The organism is Citrobacter braakii (assembly GCF_002075345.1).
Lineage (GTDB): Bacteria > Pseudomonadota > Gammaproteobacteria > Enterobacterales > Enterobacteriaceae > Citrobacter > Citrobacter braakii.
The window spans coordinates 343,544-363,912 of sequence record NZ_NAEW01000004.1 but is presented as its reverse complement, the minus strand read 5'-3'; the positions used below and the strand labels follow the sequence as shown (position 1 = coordinate 363,912).

Here is a 20,369-nt window from a genome sequence, read left to right as displayed (position 1 = left end):
TTCGCGTGAAACAACAGATACAACTTCGTCGGCGTGAAGCCGACGAGACCGCCGAGCTACCTGCCGACTTGCCGCCATTGCTGCGCCGTTTATACGCCAGCCGTGGCGTGCGCAGCGCGCAGGAGCTTGAGCGTAGTGTGAAAGGCATGCTGCCGTGGCAGCATTTGAACGGTGTCGAAAAAGCGGTTGAAATCCTCTATAACGCTTTTCGCGAAGGAACCCGAATCATCGTGGTCGGCGATTTTGACGCCGATGGCGCGACCAGCACCGCGCTCAGCATTCTGGCGATGCGCGCGTTGGGCTGCAGTAACGTGGACTACCTGGTGCCTAATCGTTTTGAAGATGGTTATGGCTTAAGCCCGGAAGTCGTTGATCAGGCCCATGCCCGTGGCGCTCAACTGATTGTCACCGTCGACAACGGCATCTCGTCCCACGCGGGTGTTGAACATGCCAGAACGCTGGGGATCCCGGTCGTTGTGACCGATCACCATCTGCCAGGGGACACGCTGCCGGGCGCTGAAGCGATCATCAATCCTAACCTGCACGATTGTGAATTCCCGTCTAAATCGCTGGCTGGCGTTGGCGTGGCCTTCTATCTGATGCTGGCGCTGCGCACCTTCCTGCGTGACAAAGGCTGGTTTGATGAACGAGGAATTGCGCCGCCGAACCTGGCGGATTTGCTCGATCTGGTTGCGCTTGGCACGGTGGCCGACGTGGTCCCGCTGGATGCCAATAACCGCATTCTGACGTGGCAAGGCTTAAGCCGTATTCGTGCCGGAAAGTGCCGCCCTGGTATAAAAGCGCTGCTGGAGATTTCCAATCGCGACCCACTCAAATTGGCTGCCAGTGATTTAGGTTTTGCCCTCGGACCACGGCTGAATGCAGCGGGGCGTCTGGACGATATGTCCGTTGGCGTGGCGCTGTTGCTGTGCGACAACATTGGTGAAGCACGCGTGCTGGCCAATGAGCTGGACGCACTCAACCAGACGCGCAAAGAGATCGAGCAGGGTATGCAGGCGGAAGCGCTGACTCTGTGTGAAAAGCTGGAGCGCAGTAGCGATACGCTACCGGGCGGTCTGGCGATGTACCATCCCGAGTGGCATCAAGGAGTGGTGGGGATTCTGGCATCGCGTATTAAAGAGCGCTTTCACCGTCCGGTAATTGCGTTTGCCCCGGCCGGTGACGGTACGCTGAAAGGCTCCGGGCGCTCGATTCAGGGGCTGCACATGCGCGATGCGCTGGAGCGGCTGGACACTCTTCATCCAGGTATGATCCTCAAGTTTGGCGGTCACGCTATGGCGGCGGGTTTGTCGCTGGAAGAGGCGCAGTTTGAGCGTTTCCAGCAGCGTTTCGGCGAACTGGTAACCGAGTGGCTGGACCCCGCCTTACTGCAGGGCGAAGTGGTGTCAGACGGTGCTCTGAGCGCGGCGGAGATGACCATGGAGGTCGCGCAAATGCTGCGTGATGCCGGACCGTGGGGACAAATGTTCCCGGAACCGCTGTTTGACGGGCATTTCCGTCTGCTCCAGCAGCGTCTGGTCGGTGAGCGTCATCTGAAGGTGATGGTGGAGCCCGTCGGTGGTGGACCGTTGCTGGACGGTATTGCGTTTAACGTTGATACCACCTGCTGGCCGGATAACGGTGTTCGCGAAGTTCAGCTTGCCTACAAACTGGATATTAATGAGTTTCGCGGCAACCGCAGCCTGCAGATTATAATCGATAATATCTGGCCACTTTAGCGTCACTTTACACAAAATCATTCAAGCTGCATTGAGGCGGCAAGTGGATGAGTCTCCATGAGCGTATGAGTAGTACGTGACTGGGGCGAAATCGCGCAGCCAACAAAGAGGCAGCTTGAAGGATGATGTGTATATTCGCTATAAAAAAGGGTGTGGATTAGTTACAATCCCGCTCTTATAACCGCATTTTGACTAGTCCAATAAAAGAAATCAGACAATGTTTGAAATTAATCCGGTAAATAACCGCATTCAGGACCTCACGGAGCGCTCTAACGTTCTTAGGGGGTATCTTTGACTATGATGCCAAGAAAGAGCGTCTGGAAGAAGTAAACGCCGAGCTGGAACAGCCGGACGTATGGAACGAACCCGAACGCGCGCAGGCGCTGGGTAAAGAGCGTTCCTCCCTTGAGGCCATCGTTGATACGCTTGATCAGATGAGCCAGGGCCTGGAAGATGTCTCCGGCCTGCTGGAACTGGCTGTAGAAGCCGACGACGAAGAAACCTTTAACGAAGCCGTAGCAGAACTTGATACGCTGGAAGATAAGCTGGCCCAGCTGGAATTCCGTCGTATGTTCTCCGGTGAATATGATAGCGCAGATTGCTATCTCGATATTCAGGCTGGCTCAGGCGGTACGGAAGCACAGGACTGGGCAAGCATGCTGATGCGTATGTACCTGCGTTGGGCTGAAGCGCGCGGCTTTAAGACTGAAATTATTGAAGAATCTGAAGGTGAAGTGGCGGGTATTAAATCCGTGACCATCAGAATTGCTGGCGAATATGCTTACGGTTGGTTGCGTACCGAAACCGGTGTACATCGCCTGGTGCGTAAAAGCCCATTCGACTCCGGCGGTCGTCGCCATACGTCGTTCAGCTCTGCGTTTGTCTACCCGGAAGTTGACGATGATATTGATATCGATATCAACCCGGCGGACCTGCGTATTGACGTTTACCGCGCTTCTGGTGCGGGCGGTCAGCACGTTAACCGTACCGAATCTGCGGTGCGTATCACCCACATCCCGACCGGGATTGTGACGCAGTGTCAGAACGACCGTTCCCAGCACAAGAACAAAGACCAGGCCATGAAGCAGATGAAAGCGAAGCTTTATGAACTGGAAATGCAGAAGAAGAATGCCGAGAAACAGGCGATGGAAGATACTAAATCAGATATCGGCTGGGGTAGCCAGATTCGTTCTTATGTCCTTGATGACTCCCGCATCAAAGATCTGCGTACCGGGGTTGAAACCCGCAACACGCAGGCGGTGCTGGATGGCAGCCTGGATCAATTTATCGAAGCAAGTTTGAAAGCAGGGTTATGAGGAACCAACATGTCTGAACAACACGTACAGGGCGCTGACGCGGTAGCCGACCTTAACAATGAACTGAAAACGCGCCGTGAGAAGCTGGCGAGCCTGCGCGAGCAGGGGATCCCCTTCCCGAACGATTTCCGTCGCGATCATACCTCAGACCAACTGCATGCTGACTTCGACGCGAAAGAAAACGAAGAGCTGGAAGCGCTGAACATTGAGGTATCCGTTGCTGGCCGTATGATGACCCGCCGTATTATGGGTAAAGCATCATTCGTTACGCTGCAGGATGTTGGCGGCCGTATTCAGCTGTACGTTGCTCGCGACGATCTGCCGGAAGGCGTCTACAACGAGCAGTTCAAAAAATGGGATCTGGGCGATATCCTCGGCGCGAAAGGTAAGTTGTTCAAGACCAAGACCGGTGAGCTGTCTATCCACTGCACCGAGCTGCGTCTGCTGACGAAAGCGTTGCGCCCATTGCCGGATAAATTCCACGGTCTGCAGGATCAGGAAGCGCGCTATCGTCAACGCTACCTGGACCTCATCTCTAACGATGAATCCCGTAATACCTTTAAAGTGCGTTCACAGATTATGGCTGGTATCCGCCAGTTCATGGTTGGTCGTGGCTTTATGGAAGTAGAAACCCCGATGATGCAGGTGATCCCTGGCGGGGCGGCAGCGCGTCCGTTTATCACCCATCATAACGCGCTGGATCTGGACATGTACCTGCGTATCGCGCCGGAACTGTACCTCAAGCGCCTGGTGGTTGGCGGTTTCGAACGCGTATTCGAAATTAACCGTAACTTCCGTAACGAAGGCATCTCTGTTCGCCATAATCCAGAGTTCACCATGATGGAACTCTACATGGCTTATGCGGACTACAAAGATCTGATCGAACTGACCGAATCGCTGTTCCGTACGCTGGCGCAGAATGTTCTGGGAACGACTGAAGTGCCTTACGGCGAAGAAGTCTTTGACTTTGGTAAGCCGTTCGAAAAACTGACGATGCGCGAAGCGATTCAGAAATACCGTCCGGAAACCAACATGGCCGATCTGGATAACTTCGATTCTGCAAAAGCGATTGCGGAATCTATCGGTATCAAAGTTGAGAAGAGCTGGGGTCTGGGCCGTATCGTGACCGAAATCTTTGAAGAAGTTGCAGAAGCGCACCTGATTCAACCGACCTTCATTACCGAGTACCCGGCAGAAGTTTCTCCGCTGGCGCGTCGTAATGATGAAAATCCGGAAATCACCGATCGCTTCGAATTCTTCATTGGCGGACGTGAAATCGGTAACGGCTTCAGCGAGCTGAACGATGCAGAAGATCAGGCGCAGCGTTTCCAGGATCAGGTTAACGCCAAAGATGCAGGTGACGACGAAGCGATGTTCTACGACGAAGACTATGTTACCGCTCTGGAACACGGTCTGCCGCCGACTGCGGGCCTGGGCATTGGTATCGACCGTATGGTTATGCTGTTCACAAACAGCCATACTATCCGCGACGTAATCCTGTTCCCGGCAATGCGCCCGGTTAAATAATATGTGAAATGCCGGATGGCGGCTGATGCCTTATCAGGCCTACGATGCGTTATGTAGGCCTGATAAGCGTAGCCCCGTCAGGCAATCAATTCCCGTTGGCAACCTTACGCAGTAACTCTCGCGCCTTAACGTCAGAAACCTGCATTACCATCCACGGGCTAAAAGCCCACGGCGTCGCGTCAATCCCGCTCAATACATCCTCAAGATTGCTCCACTGGGAATCCATCACTTCATCTGGGTTTAGCTGTAGCTCACTGACGATATGTGCGGCATAAACCGGGCATACTTCGTTTTCCACTATTCCACTCGGATCCGTGGCGCAATAACGAAAATCAGCATACACGGGGCTGAGCGAGTCGATATCTGCACCCAGCTCGAAGCAAGCCCGGCGGATAATAGCGGCTTCGGTGCTTTCACCCAATTGCGGGTGACCGCAGACAGAGTTGGTCCAGACGCCTGGCCAGGCTTTTTTGTGCAGCGAACGGCGGGTGACCAGCAGTTGACCCTGCTCGTTAAATATCCAGCATGAGAAAGCAGAGTGCAGGGGGGTTGTGGCGGTATGCGCCGCATACTTTTCCAGTGTTCCACAGGGCTGGCCCTGCTCATTCAATAAAATGACATGTTCCTGTCGCATAGCGTCCACCATCAATCTTAAGCATTCACATTATATGCTCTATTAAGTCAGAATGATTAACAGAGGGTGTGAAATGCCAGAGTCGACGCTTCGTTGCGCGATATGATTTGGCATCCGGTTTCTGGCTGCTATGATAAAGCGTCTGAAAATGTTGCGAGGTATTGTTTTGAGTGCAGGACGCCTGAAGAAAAATGGCCTGAGTATCGCGATGCTGCTGTGTGTCGGTCTGCTGTTAGCAGGCTGTTCCGGGAGCAAGTCGTCTGATACAGGAAGTTATTCCGGCTCCGTGTATACCGTGAAGCGGGGAGATACGCTATACCGTATTTCGCGCGCCACCGGGACCAGCGTAAAAGAGCTTGCACGCCTGAATAATATTTCACCGCCCTATACCATTGAAGTGGGGCAAAAGCTGAAGGTCAGCGGCGGCGCGAAAACCAGTTCAGGCTCTGGCAAAACAACGACGAAATCCTCAACCAAAACGGCGGCGGTCAGACCATCTTCGTCCGTACCGCAATCCTCCTGGCCTCCGGTAGGGCAGCGCTGCTGGCAGTGGCCTGCCAGCGGTAAAGTGATTCTGCCTTATTCAACCGCGGACGGCGGCAATAAAGGCATTGATATCTCAGCTGCGCGTGGTACGCCGATTTATGCCGCCGGAGCCGGGAAGGTGGTTTATGTCGGTAATCAGCTGCGGGGTTACGGTAATCTCATTATGATTAAGCACAGTGAGGACTACATCACTGCGTATGCGCATAATGACACCATGTTGGTGAACAACGGTCAAAACGTGAAAGCCGGGCAGAAGATCGCGACGATGGGCAGCTCAGATGCGACCACGGTGCGGCTGCATTTCCAGATCCGCTATCGGGCGACGGCTATCGATCCGCTGCGTTATTTGCCACCGCAGGGCAGTAAGCCAAAATGCTGACGGTGAATTAATCGCCAATCAGTCAGTTAGTCCCTTGCCAAGAAGAGCGTAAGGTTTATAATCCCTTACGCACTCCAATGCGGGCGTAGTTCAATGGTAGAACGAGAGCTTCCCAAGCTCTATACGAGGGTTCGATTCCCTTCGCCCGCTCCACGACCATTCTTTCAGTACCTATCTCATTGAATCCCTTGAGGACACGGCGTAACGCCTCCTTACAGTAGCTGACTGTAACCTACTGTGTAACCCTTATGGGCTTACAAGCATGATTCAAAGCAATACTATTCACTCGACAAATGTTTATCTTTACCAGCGAAACGGTATCTATTATTTCCGGTTGAAAAACCGTCATAAAATGATCTCACTATCCTTGCATACTCGAGACCGAAGAACGGCTATGTCACACTCACGGCAAATCAAAGCGGCACTCAAGGTCATCCATGCTGATAACCCTGATATGACCTACGAGGATATGAGGGAACACCTCAGGGACATCGCTGAGTGGGAACTGTCTATGGGACGTTCAGACCTGTTCCAGACTGATATGAGAGATTTGTATAAAGACCAGTACGCCGAACTTGGTCAACACCTGTCTGATGCTGTAGCCAGCGAACCTTTGACCATCGACCAGCACCGCTACATTGAGGAAGCAATGGGGGTCCTCAAGGCATGTATAGCGAGGATTGAAGGGAACAATAGGCCGCTACTTGACTATATTGATAATGATTCGCATTTGACTGTGTGTGACCGTCAATCTGTATTGTCATCCACCAGCAATCCTATAATCCTTAGTGATCTCATTGAGCAATACGAAAGAGAGAACATACAGAACTGGAAGCCAGCAACCCTATCTGAGAATAGGGCATCTCATTCAACCCTCATTGAAATCTTCAATCACCTTGGCCTGAATGACCTCACCAATGCCACACGAGCAGATATGATCGCTGTCCGTGATGTTCTCCAGCAAATCCCAAAGAATCGTAAGCAACGTTTCAAAGATGCCACATTGTCTGACCTGCTGGCTCGCCTTGATAAGTCTGATTGTATGGATGTCGTGACCATCAATAATAAATACTTGGTCAAGATGTCTGCTGTCTTCAAATGGGCTGTCCGTAATGGTCTCCTTGAGAGGAATCTCACCGAAGGGCTTGAACTCAAGACTCCTTCACGTAAAGCGTCAGACGCTCGTAGGGCGTTTTCAGCGACTCAGGTAGGTCAGCTTATTGATGCCGCAAAGACGTACGCTGAGAAACCATCGGGCAAACCCTACCACTACTTTGTGCCTGTTATTGCTGCTATCACTGGTGCTCGGCTTAATGAGGTGGCACAGCTACAGGCGAGCGATATCAAGACCACTGAGAACGGAGCGGTCTATATCCATATCAATGAATCTGGTCTGGATGGCAAGTCCATCAAGAACCCACACAGCGAGCGTTCTGTGCCGCTTGTTGATGGTGCCTATGGATTTGTATTGGCTGACTTCATGAGCCTCGTAGAAGATCGTAGGGGCGCTTCTGGTGGCGATTCAGCGATGGTCTTTGATGGTCTTCGCTTGATGAAGAATGGTTACGGTGAACAAGTCAGCAAGTGGTTTAACAGAACACTGCTACCCAAGGTAATCGCTGACCGTGAGGGATTAGCGTTCCACTCGTTTAGACATACAGTTGCCACTCAGTTAAAGCAGAAAGGCGTTGAACTGGCATACGCTCAGGCAGTCCTTGGTCATAGCTCAGGGTCAATAACCTATGACAGATACGCGAAGGATGTCGAAGTCGAGACTTTGGAAAATATACTAAAAAAAGTTCTATTTAATTAAATGTTAATGGTGATGAAATGAATATCAAAATTGCTTTTATTACAGCGTCTGTGTTTGCTTTATCTGGGTGCAATATGAATCCTTCAATGTATACCGCTGATGCGAATAAGTCAGAAGGCACGGTAACTATGGCCTATCATTATACTTCTTCCACTCCGATATGGTGGAGTCCGAAATTTGGAGAGGACTCTCAGGCAAGAGCGAGTGTGATATGTCAGGGATGGGAGTTTGATACTGCAAGAGCATTGGATGATGGTTCATACATGGAAAATGGCGGTTCGATTGAAGGTATTGATTCTGTGACTTATCAATGTATCAATAGTAAAAAATAGTCAGTGAGTTTAAAAATAATTGATACCAATCACTATAGGGAGATGTATTAATTGTCATCACTATCGGGAATAGGGTGATTTTGATACTGGACACTATAGGGAACTATGTGAAATCGAATCCAGTCTCAATAAGTGAAACAATTGTCATCACCATTGGGCTTAGTACGATTTTAATACCCGACACTATAGGGAGAGCTTAGTGCTTTCCCTTAGGGCATCCGAGCCCGGCCTTAAGGATACTGAGGCTTGCAGCGTATATCTTTGCCAGTGCCCGAAGGGGTGATCGAAATGGTCTATCTGGTGACAGCATGGGGTGGTACCCATGTTAATCAATAGAAAGGTTAGTGCCAGACCAAAAGGTACTCAGTGATTCCCCGTCTGAGCTTAGTCAGCCAGATATGAGGGATGGCAGCGATGCCCCGGACAGCCATGTCACTATTGAATTGTCGATATACGCTCAGGTATCGGATACGACTATACTTACACAAGTAATTAATTCATAAAGATATTCATTATTAATCTTATTAGTATCCCTACTGTTGTCGGTGACTCATGCTTTTGAGAGATTATGATTAACGACTCCCAATCGATGCCCGAAAGCATCACTTAAATCATCTTAATCCAGTCTTTATTAACGTGTCTATTTGTCTGTTGGCGAGGTCATAAATCCGCTGACTGGTTGGCCTTTGCCCTTTCGGAGCAGATGAAAAGACACTTTCATAGAAGGAGAATCAATTATGTCTATTCAAGCAATGACTTTTGTTCAGGTAGCCAAAGCTGTTGGCCTGACTCGTGAACAACTTTATATCACCCTCCGTGCTAATGGTATCATTGAGTCTGTAGGGTTTGAACGTGTATATCAGCGCCGTGATGGTGCAATCCAAAGCTATATGAGTGAGCGCTATGATGGTGAGTTTATAATCAATAGCGCTTGTGGTAAGCGTGACCAGAAGAATCGAATTGTCCCAGACCAAATGTTAGATAGTCGGGTTATTATTGTTCTTAAGGCACTTCCGCAAATAGGTTAATGGAAAATGTAAGAGTTAAACTCATACCAAAGCCTCTGACTCAGTGAGCGAAACCTGATAGCGTTTGACTGCTTCTGCGAAGGCTACGGCTGCATCGGCATTCGACACCATGTATTCTTCAGTCACTCCAGTTTGAGACTGAAAAGTAATATTCCCATAAATACATATGGGGATTTGATAGTTGTCTTTAAATCTACGGTCTGGTGAGCCATTCTTATTCGTTTTAGCCCATGTATGTCCAGCGACCCTGCAATCACTTGGAACACCATCTTCCTCATGGAATCCTCGATGTTCTGCAGTAATTTGTAATTCCCGTAAGTCAATTAATGCGAATGCCCCATCGGGGCGTGGTATGACAGCAACACCCGGATAAAGCAAGATGTCGTCACCATTGACGTTTTCAAACCGCAATGCACGCCCTGTAAACTGAATGAGGTCAGTTGAACTGAAATCGAAAGTAACAGGGTGGCGATTAACAGACCTCGTGGCTAACGTCCTTTCGGCAAACTGGTCTGTAGCCTTATCCGCAGTAATATCCCATTTTTTTATGCTCGATCTTAATGCGTCGAATGTACGGACCATTGAGGCATAAGCCCGCTGTGAGGCATCACTGCTTTCGAAGGTGATAGCAATTTTAGTGTTGTCCTCCCAAGATACCAGGCGAGAAATTTCTGCTTGGGTTTGAGGAAGTTCAGTTTCAAGTTCTGCAATTCGGCGCTTGTAAAACCAGCGGAAGAGACTTGATTTACGTCGAACCAATTCGCTCTTTTGTTTTGATTCTTCAGCGAGTGCTTCTTGTAAATCGGCTTTTACCTCTGCCTTTTGTTCTCGGGCTTTGGCGATCAAATCCCGCAGCGGTAAAAGCGATGTACTTGTCAGAACTTCAACCGAGGCGCTGGAAATTTCATTCATCCCAGCTTGGGGCATATAAATCTTAGCGTTTGATGGAATGTTGCTTGGCACTGCCTCTGGTAAATCAAAATGAGGCTCTGAAGAAGACGGATTCAGTAGATTGGTAGCTGAGTGCTTGTCTTCGTATGGTAAGGTCGGTGTTGTATATGACAAACCAGAACCAGGTAATCCTACTGTCGCTCTGATTCCTCTTTGACCAATATTGACAGTTGCACCCGGTACACCGATGCTCGCGCTTATTCCTCGCTTACCAATGTTGAGGCGAACGCCGGGGAAAAGAGTAAAGGTTTGTCTGAAGCGGAGAGGCATAAAGTATTCCCTGTATAGTTATGCGTACCAAAGTTAGAATTTTCCTTAACATCAATCAGATACAGAAGCCTAATCCTTAGCCCGTCCCACGTACTGGCTTATCGTCATTGTTTATTGCTTCAGGTAAATACAGTGGCGAGCGCGCTTCTTCGTAAGCGATTTTCACATTCAACTGATTTAATTTCCATAGAAAATATGTTGATGATGAGCAAATCTAACATGCAGTGAGTATTGTGATGACAGTTGACGCTTATGAAAAATTGTCAAAAATTTCTGTGTGGATACCATGAAAGTCGCTCTCTTCCTGAATTCCCCGTATGCCCTAAGGTGGTCTCCATGGCTACCTTTATTTCCTGATATTAAGCCTGCCTATTCCTTTTGGTGCCAACAAACATCCGTTAGATGTCACTAAGGCTAAGGGTCATTCTATGGTGTCATAAAGTAGTGGTTGATATTAATTGTCACCATTACTATGATGTCCCCACTTTAAATGTCACCTAAAGAGTTCATCATGACCAGACAGTTTATATATTGCCGTGTATCCACCAGCGAACAGACGACAGAGAACCAACTCAGTGCTATCCGTCTGCGTGGCTACGATGTATCAACCAGTCGTGTAGTTAGCGAGACCATTTCAGGGGGGATTCCTACAGCAAGCCGTAAGGAGTTCAGTAAGCTGGTGGACAAACTGGAAGCGGGGGATGAACTGATTGTTCTTAAGATTGACCGCTTAGGTCGTGATGCTATCGATGTGTTATCTACCGTAGAACGCTTAGGGTCTATGGGCGTGAAAGTTATTAGCCTCGATTTACCTGTCCCTGATCTCAGCAAGCCTGAAGGCAAAATGATGTTAGGAATGTTCTCCGTCTTTGCTGAATTTGAGAAGAACAGAATCAGGGAGCGTACTCAGGAATCCCTTGATCGCCTGAAAGCGGAGGGCGTTAAGCTGGGGCGACCTGAAGCCACTGAGACAACCGAGAGCGTTCAACAGTGTAAGGCTATGGGACTTTCTCAGGCTCAGGCTGCCGATCATCTGGGCATCTCTGTTCGCACTGTGAAGCGCCATTGGCATAAATGAGGAATAGAACACGTAGACACATCACCAAGTAAACTGTAACCTACTATGTAACCCAAGGGATTCCTTGGTGCTTAAGAATCAAATGGTTAGTGACCGATTGTCTTCGATACTTCGATTCCCTTCGCCCGCTCCACGACTTACTTCTCACAGACTCTCCTGATTCAATTATTCTTCGTAATCTCAATGTGTTTCTTTGTTTAACGGTCATACGGACTCAATGCACGACTATGCAGGCTAAAGCGATTGTGGGAGACGATAGGCTCCCCTGGCGGGAGATACCTCAGATACCTCATATGAAACTAACTATCCACAGGGGCCAAAGAGAAATCTTTGACGCTCTCGGATAGTAGAGCTTTGTATATGCTGGTTAATCCTTTCAATTCGCGATACTGGTGTCTTAAATATCGCATTTCTCCCGTGGTACAAAAAATCAACTATCAATCAATTGAATTTATTTAAGAAATTTTAAGGAGTATGTTTGATTGTCTGTCTGAAAATATATCAACGCTAATATAGGTCACGTAGTTAATTGTTAGATTATAATTCAATAGTTATCTTTTTTGAACACGATATAAGATTGGTCATTCTTCATAAATAAGTAATGTATTCTTTTTGTAGGTCAATTTTCTCTAATCGGTAGTAACAGGTTTTAAATGGTTTAGACTTGGTAGGATCTTACCTGGATAAACATGGTGGACATCTATTTTGTTAAAAATATCTTCAGTAGTTTTATCATTAGTAATAATTTCTTAAGGTGACTAGTTTTGTTCTCATTATCCGGTCACGAAATTATGTAGATACACAAAAATATACGAGTTAGTTTAGTACTTTGTACCATTTTGAATGCTTGCTATGCCGGGGGGCTCGTTAGCCTTGTGTATATTCTGGCATTGTTGTTGAAAAATATAGCAAATATAGTTAGATAGACTTCAGTTGTACTGATTAAAATCTCACACGGTATAGCTACGAATTTAAAGGTAGATATATGGGTGACAATTCAGTCAGGCTACCTTTAACCCCAGTATGTATGCTGGTAATTTGTAAGAAAATGTTTCATTGTGTTTTGAGAATTTTCTCATTTTGAATAAAAGATGAAAGTGCGGTTTCACAGGTGGTGCTAATAATACAACCAATAATCGTATTGAAATGCCGGTATCCATTAGTAATTCAAATCTAAGAATGAGTGATTGATAGCTTTTAGCTATGAATGGCGAGGGGTTGATATCACATCCTTGTTGTGTAAAAGTTCATCTCATGTATTTAGCAATATTAATAAAATCAATTACTCGATTGTTAGGTATTTTTTAGAGGGTCGGTGTGCTTAAAAGTACACACTTACCTTTCCATGGATGAAATAGAGTTTTTTGAGGTTATGGAGGCTTCATGAAGTATCAACATTTCTGGCCACCTAATGATATTTATTTTGGGGGTGGTGTCGCTAGTGTTATTGATGAAATGTCACTGATTACAAACGAAAGAAATTATTTATTCGTGAATCTTAATCAATATAGCTTACGTAGCACCTTGGTTTTTTTCTCACGGAATAAAAATATCAATAAAATCATAATCATCATTTCCAGCTCACGGTTGATGCCTTTGGCTCTTTTTTGGCTGGATAATATCAAAAATGTTATTGCTGTTTTCGATACCTCAACATCTGTGTCGGAGATGATTAAGAAAATAAGCCTATATCGACGAAATGGTGACAAGATAACGGCAGGGCGAAGGGAATGTAACTTTAAGATTAGCAACAAAGATATCATGAAGATGAAGTACTTCTTAACCGAAAGCGGTATGGAGGAGCTTCAGGATAGATTTATGAACTCGCCGTCAACATTGTATCGTTGGAGAAAAGAGATCGCCCTTAAATTTGGCGTGCGAGACCCTCGATATCTTCTATTGCCAGAATAAAATGCTATGCGTTTTCTCATTAAGAATTACAATTAAAGATCCGATCTTTAATTGTTGTTTTAGAACGGATACTGCATACGACTTCCATTTAACTAAAATTAGGAAATATAAAATTTCTAGCCTTGCTTAGACTAGAAACTGTCGTGATTTCGATAAGAATAGATACGCTGACTAAGAACGTCAGGGGCGGTAGCGTTCCAGAAAACATCTGGGATTTATATAAAGTTAATAATTATTAAATAAGGGACTTATCAGTAATGATCAGCAAAGATGATGTAAAAATTGCCATTATTGGACTCGGGTATGTTGGCTTACCATTGGCTGCTGAATTTGGGAAAATTCGTCAGGTGGTTGGTTTTGATGTTAATCATAAACGTATACTCGAGCTAAAAGAAGGGATCGATGTCAATCTCGAAACCACAGAAGAAGAGCTACGTGATGCTCGCCATCTGACGTTTACCTCATCAATTGATGAAATCAGAGAATGCAATTTTTACATCATTACCGTCCCGACGCCGATCAACGATTATAAGCAACCAGATCTCACCCCTTTGATTATGGCAAGTGAAACTGTTGGCAAAGTACTGAGGCCGGGGGATATCGTGGTGTATGAATCTACGGTATATCCAGGGTGTACTGAAGAAGAATGCGTGCCGATCCTTGAGCGTATGTCAGCGATGACATTTAACAAAGACTTCTTTGTCGGATATAGCCCAGAGCGCATCAATCCCGGCGATAAAAAATATCGTCTGACAACTATCAAGAAAATTACCTCAGGTTCAACTGCAGAAACGGCCTGTCTGGTTGATGAGATCTATCGACAGATCATCACGGCAGGAACGTACAAAACGGAAAGCATTAAGATCGCGGAAGCGGCAAAGGTGATTGAAAATACCCAACGCGATCTCAATATCGCGCTGGTAAATGAATTGGCGATTATCTTTAACCGATTAGAGATTGACACTGAAGCCGTGCTGCGAGCAGCGGGAAGTAAATGGAACTTCCTGCCATTCCGTCCGGGACTGGTTGGTGGTCACTGCATTGGCGTCGATCCCTATTATCTCACTCATAAATCTCAGGGCATCGGTTACTATCCGGAAATTATCCTCGCGGGTCGTCGACTGAACGATAATATGGGTAACTATGTTTCGGGACAGTTGATCAAAGCCATGATCAAAAAAGGAATTAATGTTGAGGGTTCTAACGTTCTGATTCTGGGGTTCACCTTTAAAGAAAACTGCCCGGATATCAGGAATACCCGCATTATCGATGTTGTAAAAGAGTTGGGCAATTACAGCTGTAATGTTGATATTTTTGACCCTTGGGTGGATGCTGAGGAAGTCGAAGAGGAATATGGGATTATACCTGTATCGGAAATCAAGGCTGCTTCTTATGATGCCATTATTGTTGCCGTTGGCCATGAGCAGTTTAAGAAGATGGGGAGTACTGATATTCGTGGCTTTGGAAAAGATAAACATGTGCTTTATGATTTGAAGTATATCCTTTCGCCTGAGCAGTCAGATGTGAGGTTATAATCATGACAGCCTATGATGAATTAAAAATACAACTCGTTCTTGAACCAAAACGTTGGCTTATTACTGGCGTAGCAGGTTTTATCGGCTCCGGATTATTAGAAGAACTACTCTATTTAAATCAAACAGTAATTGGGTTGGATAACTTTTCAACTGGCTATCAACATAATTTAGAGGATGTGCGTGCCGCTGTCAGTGAAGAACAATGGTCGCGGTTTACCTTTGTTCATGGGGATATCCGGTCGTTTGCCGATTGTCAGGCTGTTTGTGAGAATGTCGATTACGTTTTACATCAGGCCGCTCTGGGAAGCGTACCACGTTCCTTGCAGGATCCTATCACGACAAATAGCGCTAACATTGATGGTTTTTTAAATATGTTGACGGCGGCGAGAGATGCACATGTATCTGGTTTCACCTATGCCGCAAGCAGTAGTACTTATGGTGACCATCCCGATTTACCTAAAATTGAGGACCGGATCGGCCGGCCATTAAGCCCGTATGCGGTTACAAAATACGTCAATGAATTGTACGCCGAGGTGTTTGCTCGCAGCTATGATTTTAACACTATTGGCCTGCGCTACTTTAATGTATTTGGCCGCCGCCAAAACCCTAACGGAGCATACTCTGCAGTCATTCCTCGCTGGATACTATCGCTTCTTAAAGATGAACCAATTTATATCAATGGCGATGGTTCAACAAGCCGCGATTTTTGCTATATAGAAAATGTGATTCAGGCCAATTTATTATCAGCAACGACTAATGATTTAACCTCAAAAAATAAAGTCTATAATGTGGCTGTTGGAGACAGAACTTCGCTAAATGAGCTTTATTATCTCATCCGCGATGGGTTGAATTTATGGCGGGACGAACAAATTAGTGCTGAACCAATTTATAAAGATTTTCGTGACGGTGACGTTAAGCATAGTCAGGCAGATATTACCAGAATAAAAACATTTCTTTCATATGAGCCTGAGTTTGATATCAAAGAAGGACTTAAGCAGACTCTAAAATGGTATATCGATAAAAAGACTGCTTTGTATTCCTGAGTAAAACTACTCACTTTCCTTTCACGTGGATGAATTTAATGAAATCGTCAGGGATGTTTACGCTTACAGCCATTGGTAGTTGCCGTATTGTGAGTCCGGTAAAACGAGCTCAGCCTTATTTTAATTTCAAGGCTAATTTTAAAAGGATATATGGTTTTACGCATACGAGCAGCGAGGCATTACAGCAGGTTCGTTTTATTTTAGGCTTGATAGATATTCCTGAAAAGGTCCGGCCTTTTATTTTTAGACCTGCCGTAAATTATTCAAACACCGACGTTCATAGTCGTTCTGATTTCTATATCGTTGAGATTTCAAGTCAGAAGAAGATTATGGCCTATGGGTTCTGCTTACAAATAAATTATTTAACTCGTCATTTCTATGAGTTTTTTAGCCAAACAGAGCGGGCGCGTGTGTACTGGTCGCTGGCCACGCAAGGAAATCAACACAAACTGCTGGCCTATCTCAAAGACGATCCCTGTTTTGCCGGAATGTCGGAAGACGATCGTGCCTTATTAAGCAATATCAATGTTGAGCAGATGGATGAGCATGCTATCGAACAGGACATGATGGAAATCGTTCAGCTGCTTGGTCGCGATCGCGTTATGTTTATGACCCATGTTGATGCCGTGACTCGTGCTGGAACCGTCATTCAGTCCCGCAGTCGATTGATTAAAAATGTCGAGACCATCGCCACCAGGATGGATATTCCCTGCGTTAATCCGACAAATTTGATGGAAAAGTGGGGACAGAAAAGAGCCCTGGAAAAAAATGGCGACGATCTTACTCATTATACCGACATGTTTGGTGACGCGATCGTTGCGGCTATTTTTAAGGGAGTGATCAATAAGACTAATCATCATCTTGATGAGGGGCGACAAGAGAAACAGGACCAAATACGTGAGATTACCCTATCGATCACTAAGCTGCTTGCCGATGGCGACATTATTACTGCATCACAGCAACTTTTTGCCGCATTAAGAAATCAGCAGCAAGAGCCTGTTCTAATCCAACTTCGGTCCGTAATCTTCAGCCGTTTAGGTTATTATGAACAGGCTTATCAGGATATTAGTGATGTTGAGAAAATTATCGGTACGACAGACAGTACATTACGTTGTCGGCTGAGGTCTCTACATGGATTAGCGCGTTGGCGGGAAGCCTTATCGACGGCCGAGATGATGCTTTCCAATGAAATTGAAGATGAAGAAGTCCTTACCGTTGCCGCCGGCTCAGCCGATGCTTTACAGCTGTTTAATAAGTCATATCAATACTGGAAACGTGTACTGTTATTGAATCCTGAAACCCAAAGCGGATGGGTTAATTTCCTGAGCAGCACGCAATATTTCAATGATGGCAACGCATTTTCCGAAGCTTTCCATGCCGGCATTCAATCGCAGCGCCTAAATGATGCGTTTATGGAAACAGCGTTATCTTTGGCAATCAAATTCAGTGATGAATTGATTTTCATGCATGCACTCGAGCAGCTACTCCGCCATGAGTCAGAATTTGCGCTGACGGTATTGTCGACGATTCATGATACCGGTCTCGTTATCCGCACGGCTTTCTGCATCAAGAATATGAGCTATCATCAGGCGCTTAGCACCTCGTATAAAGATAAACTCCACGACGTTTTTGAGGCATGGAACAATACCGCGCTGTCGCTACATTCGGTTGATGATTTTGTCTCACTGAGTACTTCGCTGGTCTACAGCTACTCTGCATTTATGGTTTATCCCCATGCACGTATTTCTCGTTTTAATAATGAAGTTAAAATGGCATGGCGCGAGAAATTAAGAGAAATGTATGAGCGTGAGGATTATGAAAATATCCTGGCAGGGGCGAAAATAGTGTGGCCGCTTCTGGAGTTCGATCCCGTTAGCACCGTATATTGTGCAAGAACGCTGGTGAATCTTGGTGCCTGGAAAGACGCGTGCACGTTGGCCCATATGACCTTGATTCGTAATTCGAATATTACCAGCCTGCAGTCGATTATGTTACGCAGTATACGTCATATTAACGACATTCCGTTCCTCATTGATTTGATTGCTAACGTCATGAGCATTTCTCCATCATTCCAGAATGCCTCGATGAACGAGCTGTTTGAGAAAGAGTGTCGCAATGTTGCAACCAGAGCCCTTAAATATGTACGCCAGAAGAAAACTGAAGGGCGTCTGGATGAAGCATTGTCTGTATTGATTAGCCTGAAACGAATTGATCCTGATGTTTCTCGCCTGATGCGTGAATATAAGCAAATTATCAGATTATTTAATGAGTCACTGAAGGATGGCGGTAGCACTATCGCGTCTTATGAACATCTAGATTATGCGAAAAAATTACTCGTTTTTGATAGTGAAAATGCCTATGCCTTGAAATATGCCGCATTAAACGCAATGCATTTACGCGACTACACCCAGGCTTTGCAGTATTGGCAGCGACTGGAGAAAGTGAATGGACCAACGGAGCCGGTGACAAGGCAGATCTCGACCTGCATAACCGCATTACAAAAAAATACATCAGGGAAGTCGTAATGATTATGCAGGAAGAAAAGTTAGCTGCGCTAGGGAAAACGCTTTTAACATTGAAACAAGAGAAGAAGCTTGCGCAAGCTGTTGCGTTAATTGACAGCGAATTACCGGCTGAGGCTTTAACTTCATTAGCGATGCTAAAAAAAGCAGAATTTCTTCATGATTTCAATGAAACGGCGCGTGCATACGCTCTCTACGAAACGCTGATTGCACAAAACAATGACGAAGCACGTTATGAGTATGCGCGTCGTTTATATAATACGGGGCTAGCCAAAGATGCGCAGCTAATTCTTAAAAAGGTTAGCACCGGCGTGCAGAAAAAATATAACAATTATTTAGGCAAAATAAATAAGATCTGCGATTTGCTTGAACGCCTTGAAGGGGAAGCGATCCCTGTGGGGACCAACACCCGTATTATTGCAATGAAGCATGCCATCTTGTTCTATCGAAATCGTCAGCCGCGGCAGCTTCCCGTCGGATCTTTTGGTCGCCTTGCGCTCTGTACAGGCTCGCTAGGTAGCGGCGGTGCAGAGCGTCAGATTTCCAGGCTGGCTATTGAGATCGCCAGAAAATATCGGCAACAGGGGAAAATTGGCGGCCTGAAAGTAGAAGAGCCGGTAGAGCTCATTATTCGCTCCCTGGCACCGGAACTCAGGCAAGACTTTTTCCTGAAAGAAGTGCTGGAAGAACAGGTCGAGGTGCTTGAAATCGCGAAGATTACCGGAAACTTCTTTGACGATACGACAATAGAATCTCCGGAGTTGCGCTTATTGCTCTCTCATCTGCCGCCGGTGTGTAACTACGGTATCAAGCATCTGGTCCCCCACTTATGCGAGCGCAAGCTGGATTATCTCTCCGTTTGGCAGGATGGCGCTTGTCTGATGATTGCGCTTGCAGCGCTGATTGCTGGCGTGCCCAGAATTCAGCTGGGATTACGTGGCTTACCGCCGGTGGTGAGAAAGCGTCTGTTCAAGCCGGAATATGAGCCTCTCTACCAGGCGCTGGCGGTCGTGCCTGGCGTTGATTTTATGAGTAACAACCATTGTGTGACCCGCCATTATGCCGACTGGCTAAAGTTGGAGGCGAAGCACTTCCAGGTTGTATATAACGGCGTCTTACCGCCATCTACCGAACCCTCTTCTGAGGTGCCACATAAAATCTGGCAGCAGTTTACGCAAAAAACACAGGATGCGGACACGACTATTGGTGGCGTTTTCCGCTTTGTAGGCGATAAGAACCCTTTTGCATGGATTGATTTTGCAGCACGCTATTTACAGCACCACCCCGCCACACGCTTTGTGCTGGTAGGCGATGGTGATTTGCGCGCTGAAGCGCAGAAACGCGCCGAACAGTTGGGGATTCTGGAGAGAATACTATTCGTTGGCGTCTCGCGTGACGTGGGGTATTGGCTGCAAAAAATGGACGTATTCATTTTGTTTTCGCGTTATGAAGGGCTACCCAATGTGCTCATTGAAGCACAAATGGTCGGGGTGCCGGTGATTTCAACCCCTGCAGGTGGATCGGCAGAATGCTTTATTGAGGGTGTTTCGGGTTTCATTCTTGATGATGCACAGACGGTCAATCTTGACCAGGCTTGCCGCTATGCAGAACAGTTGGTCAATTTATGGCGCAGCAGAACCGGTATTTGCCAACAGACGCAGTCATTTTTACAAGAACGCTTCACCGTGGAACATATGGTGGGAACGTTTGTACAAACCATTGCCTCTCAGCCTCGTTAATTAATG

General features: G+C 46.6%; 15 protein-coding genes and 1 tRNA gene. 14 read left to right on the top strand and 2 right to left on the bottom strand.

Features of this window, described 5'->3' with window-relative positions; translation table 11 throughout:
- Positions 1-5: 5 nt before the first annotated feature.
- The 3 genes from recJ to lysS all read left to right on the top strand — a co-directional run bounded on the left by recJ (position 6) and on the right by lysS (position 4,582).
- The gene (gene recJ / locus BZK42_RS11565; RefSeq protein WP_016157413.1) at positions 6-1,739 is read left to right on the top strand and encodes a single-stranded-DNA-specific exonuclease RecJ; all 1,734 of its coding nucleotides are present in this window, start codon (positions 6-8) and stop codon (positions 1,737-1,739) included.
- A gap of 217 nt (positions 1,740-1,956) precedes the next feature.
- Positions 1,957-3,055, top strand: a protein-coding gene (gene prfB / locus BZK42_RS11560) for a peptide chain release factor 2 (RefSeq protein WP_100250065.1) whose coding sequence is annotated in 2 segments (ribosomal slippage) — positions 1,957-2,031 and positions 2,033-3,055 — 1,098 coding nt in all. Because the reading frame shifts where the segments join, the coding sequence is not laid out codon by codon here.
- Positions 3,056-3,064: 9 nt separating this feature from the next.
- A complete protein-coding gene (gene lysS, locus BZK42_RS11555) occupies positions 3,065-4,582 on the top strand; it encodes a lysine--tRNA ligase (protein ID WP_005123357.1) in 1,518 nt (505 codons plus the stop codon).
- Positions 4,583-4,667: 85 nt separating this feature from the next.
- Here the strand turns inward: lysS and idi are convergent, their stop codons facing one another.
- Positions 4,668-5,216: an isopentenyl-diphosphate Delta-isomerase gene (idi, locus tag BZK42_RS11550; protein WP_080859191.1), complete on the bottom strand. Its 549-nt coding sequence runs from the start codon at positions 5,214-5,216 to the stop codon at positions 4,668-4,670.
- A gap of 166 nt (positions 5,217-5,382) precedes the next feature.
- Here idi and actS point away from each other — a divergent pair, with 166 nt between their 5' ends.
- The 5 genes from actS (at position 5,383) to BZK42_RS11525 (ending at position 9,314) form a co-directional block, all read left to right on the top strand.
- Positions 5,383-6,141 carry an amidase activator ActS gene (gene actS, locus BZK42_RS11545; protein WP_016157411.1) on the top strand — a complete coding sequence of 253 codons (759 nt, stop codon included), beginning with the start codon at positions 5,383-5,385 and terminating at the stop codon, positions 6,139-6,141.
- A 79-nt stretch (positions 6,142-6,220) separates the two neighbouring features.
- Positions 6,221-6,294: transfer RNA gene (locus BZK42_RS11540), tRNA-Gly, on the top strand.
- A 109-nt stretch (positions 6,295-6,403) separates the two neighbouring features.
- Positions 6,404-7,954 (top strand): site-specific integrase, encoded by a 1,551-nt coding sequence (locus BZK42_RS11535; protein WP_080859190.1) that lies wholly within the window; start codon positions 6,404-6,406, stop codon positions 7,952-7,954.
- A 17-nt stretch (positions 7,955-7,971) separates the two neighbouring features.
- Positions 7,972-8,286 (top strand): hypothetical protein, encoded by a 315-nt coding sequence (locus tag BZK42_RS11530; RefSeq protein WP_080859189.1) that lies wholly within the window; start codon positions 7,972-7,974, stop codon positions 8,284-8,286.
- Positions 8,287-9,023: 737 nt separating this feature from the next.
- Positions 9,024-9,314, top strand: a complete 291-nt coding sequence (locus tag BZK42_RS11525) for a helix-turn-helix domain-containing protein (RefSeq protein ID WP_080859188.1) — start codon at positions 9,024-9,026, stop codon at positions 9,312-9,314.
- A 21-nt stretch (positions 9,315-9,335) separates the two neighbouring features.
- Here the strand turns inward: BZK42_RS11525 and BZK42_RS11520 are convergent, their stop codons facing one another.
- A complete protein-coding gene (locus BZK42_RS11520) occupies positions 9,336-10,535 on the bottom strand; it encodes a DUF4236 domain-containing protein (RefSeq protein ID WP_080859187.1) in 1,200 nt (399 codons plus the stop codon).
- Positions 10,536-11,046: 511 nt separating this feature from the next.
- Between BZK42_RS11520 and BZK42_RS11515 the strand changes: the two genes are divergently transcribed.
- The 6 genes from BZK42_RS11515 (at position 11,047) to tviE (ending at position 20,363) form a co-directional block, all read left to right on the top strand.
- Entirely contained in the window at positions 11,047-11,613 is a 567-nt protein-coding gene (locus BZK42_RS11515; protein ID WP_080859186.1) for a recombinase family protein, read from the top strand.
- 1,383 nt (positions 11,614-12,996) lie between these two features.
- Positions 12,997-13,524 carry a Vi polysaccharide biosynthesis protein TviA gene (locus tag BZK42_RS11510; RefSeq protein ID WP_046274927.1) on the top strand — a complete coding sequence of 176 codons (528 nt, stop codon included), beginning with the start codon at positions 12,997-12,999 and terminating at the stop codon, positions 13,522-13,524.
- Between the two features lie 257 nt (positions 13,525-13,781).
- Entirely contained in the window at positions 13,782-15,059 is a 1,278-nt protein-coding gene (tviB, locus tag BZK42_RS11505) for a Vi polysaccharide biosynthesis UDP-N-acetylglucosamine C-6 dehydrogenase TviB (protein WP_016157409.1), read from the top strand.
- Between the two features lie 2 nt (positions 15,060-15,061).
- Complete coding sequence (tviC, locus tag BZK42_RS11500) at positions 15,062-16,102, top strand: Vi polysaccharide biosynthesis UDP-N-acetylglucosaminuronic acid C-4 epimerase TviC (RefSeq protein ID WP_080859185.1); 1,041 nt, start codon at positions 15,062-15,064, stop codon at positions 16,100-16,102.
- Between the two features lie 29 nt (positions 16,103-16,131).
- Positions 16,132-18,627, top strand: a complete 2,496-nt coding sequence (gene tviD / locus BZK42_RS11495; protein WP_143329696.1) for a Vi polysaccharide biosynthesis protein TviD — start codon at positions 16,132-16,134, stop codon at positions 18,625-18,627.
- Positions 18,627-20,363 carry a Vi polysaccharide biosynthesis glycosyltransferase TviE gene (gene tviE / locus BZK42_RS11490; protein ID WP_080859183.1) on the top strand — a complete coding sequence of 579 codons (1,737 nt, stop codon included), beginning with the start codon at positions 18,627-18,629 and terminating at the stop codon, positions 20,361-20,363. Before tviD ends, tviE begins: the two co-directional genes overlap by 1 nt.
- Positions 20,364-20,369: the final 6 nt, after the last annotated feature.

Excerpts from the sequence above, each read along its gene's own strand:
- tviB (WP_016157409.1), top strand. The coding sequence starts at position 13,782 with ATGATCAGCAAAGATGATGTAAAAATTGCCATTATTGGACTCGGGTAT.
- lysS (WP_005123357.1), top strand. The coding sequence starts at position 3,065 with ATGTCTGAACAACACGTACAGGGCGCTGACGCGGTAGCCGACCTTAAC.
- BZK42_RS11525 (WP_080859188.1), top strand. The coding sequence starts at position 9,024 with ATGTCTATTCAAGCAATGACTTTTGTTCAGGTAGCCAAAGCTGTTGGC.
- BZK42_RS11510 (WP_046274927.1), top strand. The coding sequence starts at position 12,997 with ATGAAGTATCAACATTTCTGGCCACCTAATGATATTTATTTTGGGGGT.
- tviC (WP_080859185.1), top strand. The coding sequence starts at position 15,062 with ATGACAGCCTATGATGAATTAAAAATACAACTCGTTCTTGAACCAAAA.
- BZK42_RS11520 (WP_080859187.1), bottom strand. The coding sequence starts at position 10,535 with ATGCCTCTCCGCTTCAGACAAACCTTTACTCTTTTCCCCGGCGTTCGC.
- tviE (WP_080859183.1), top strand. The coding sequence starts at position 18,627 with ATGATTATGCAGGAAGAAAAGTTAGCTGCGCTAGGGAAAACGCTTTTA.
- BZK42_RS11535 (WP_080859190.1), top strand. The coding sequence starts at position 6,404 with ATGATTCAAAGCAATACTATTCACTCGACAAATGTTTATCTTTACCAG.
- tviD (WP_143329696.1), top strand. The coding sequence starts at position 16,132 with ATGAATTTAATGAAATCGTCAGGGATGTTTACGCTTACAGCCATTGGT.
- idi (WP_080859191.1), bottom strand. The coding sequence starts at position 5,216 with ATGCGACAGGAACATGTCATTTTATTGAATGAGCAGGGCCAGCCCTGT.
- BZK42_RS11515 (WP_080859186.1), top strand. The coding sequence starts at position 11,047 with ATGACCAGACAGTTTATATATTGCCGTGTATCCACCAGCGAACAGACG.
- BZK42_RS11530 (WP_080859189.1), top strand. The coding sequence starts at position 7,972 with ATGAATATCAAAATTGCTTTTATTACAGCGTCTGTGTTTGCTTTATCT.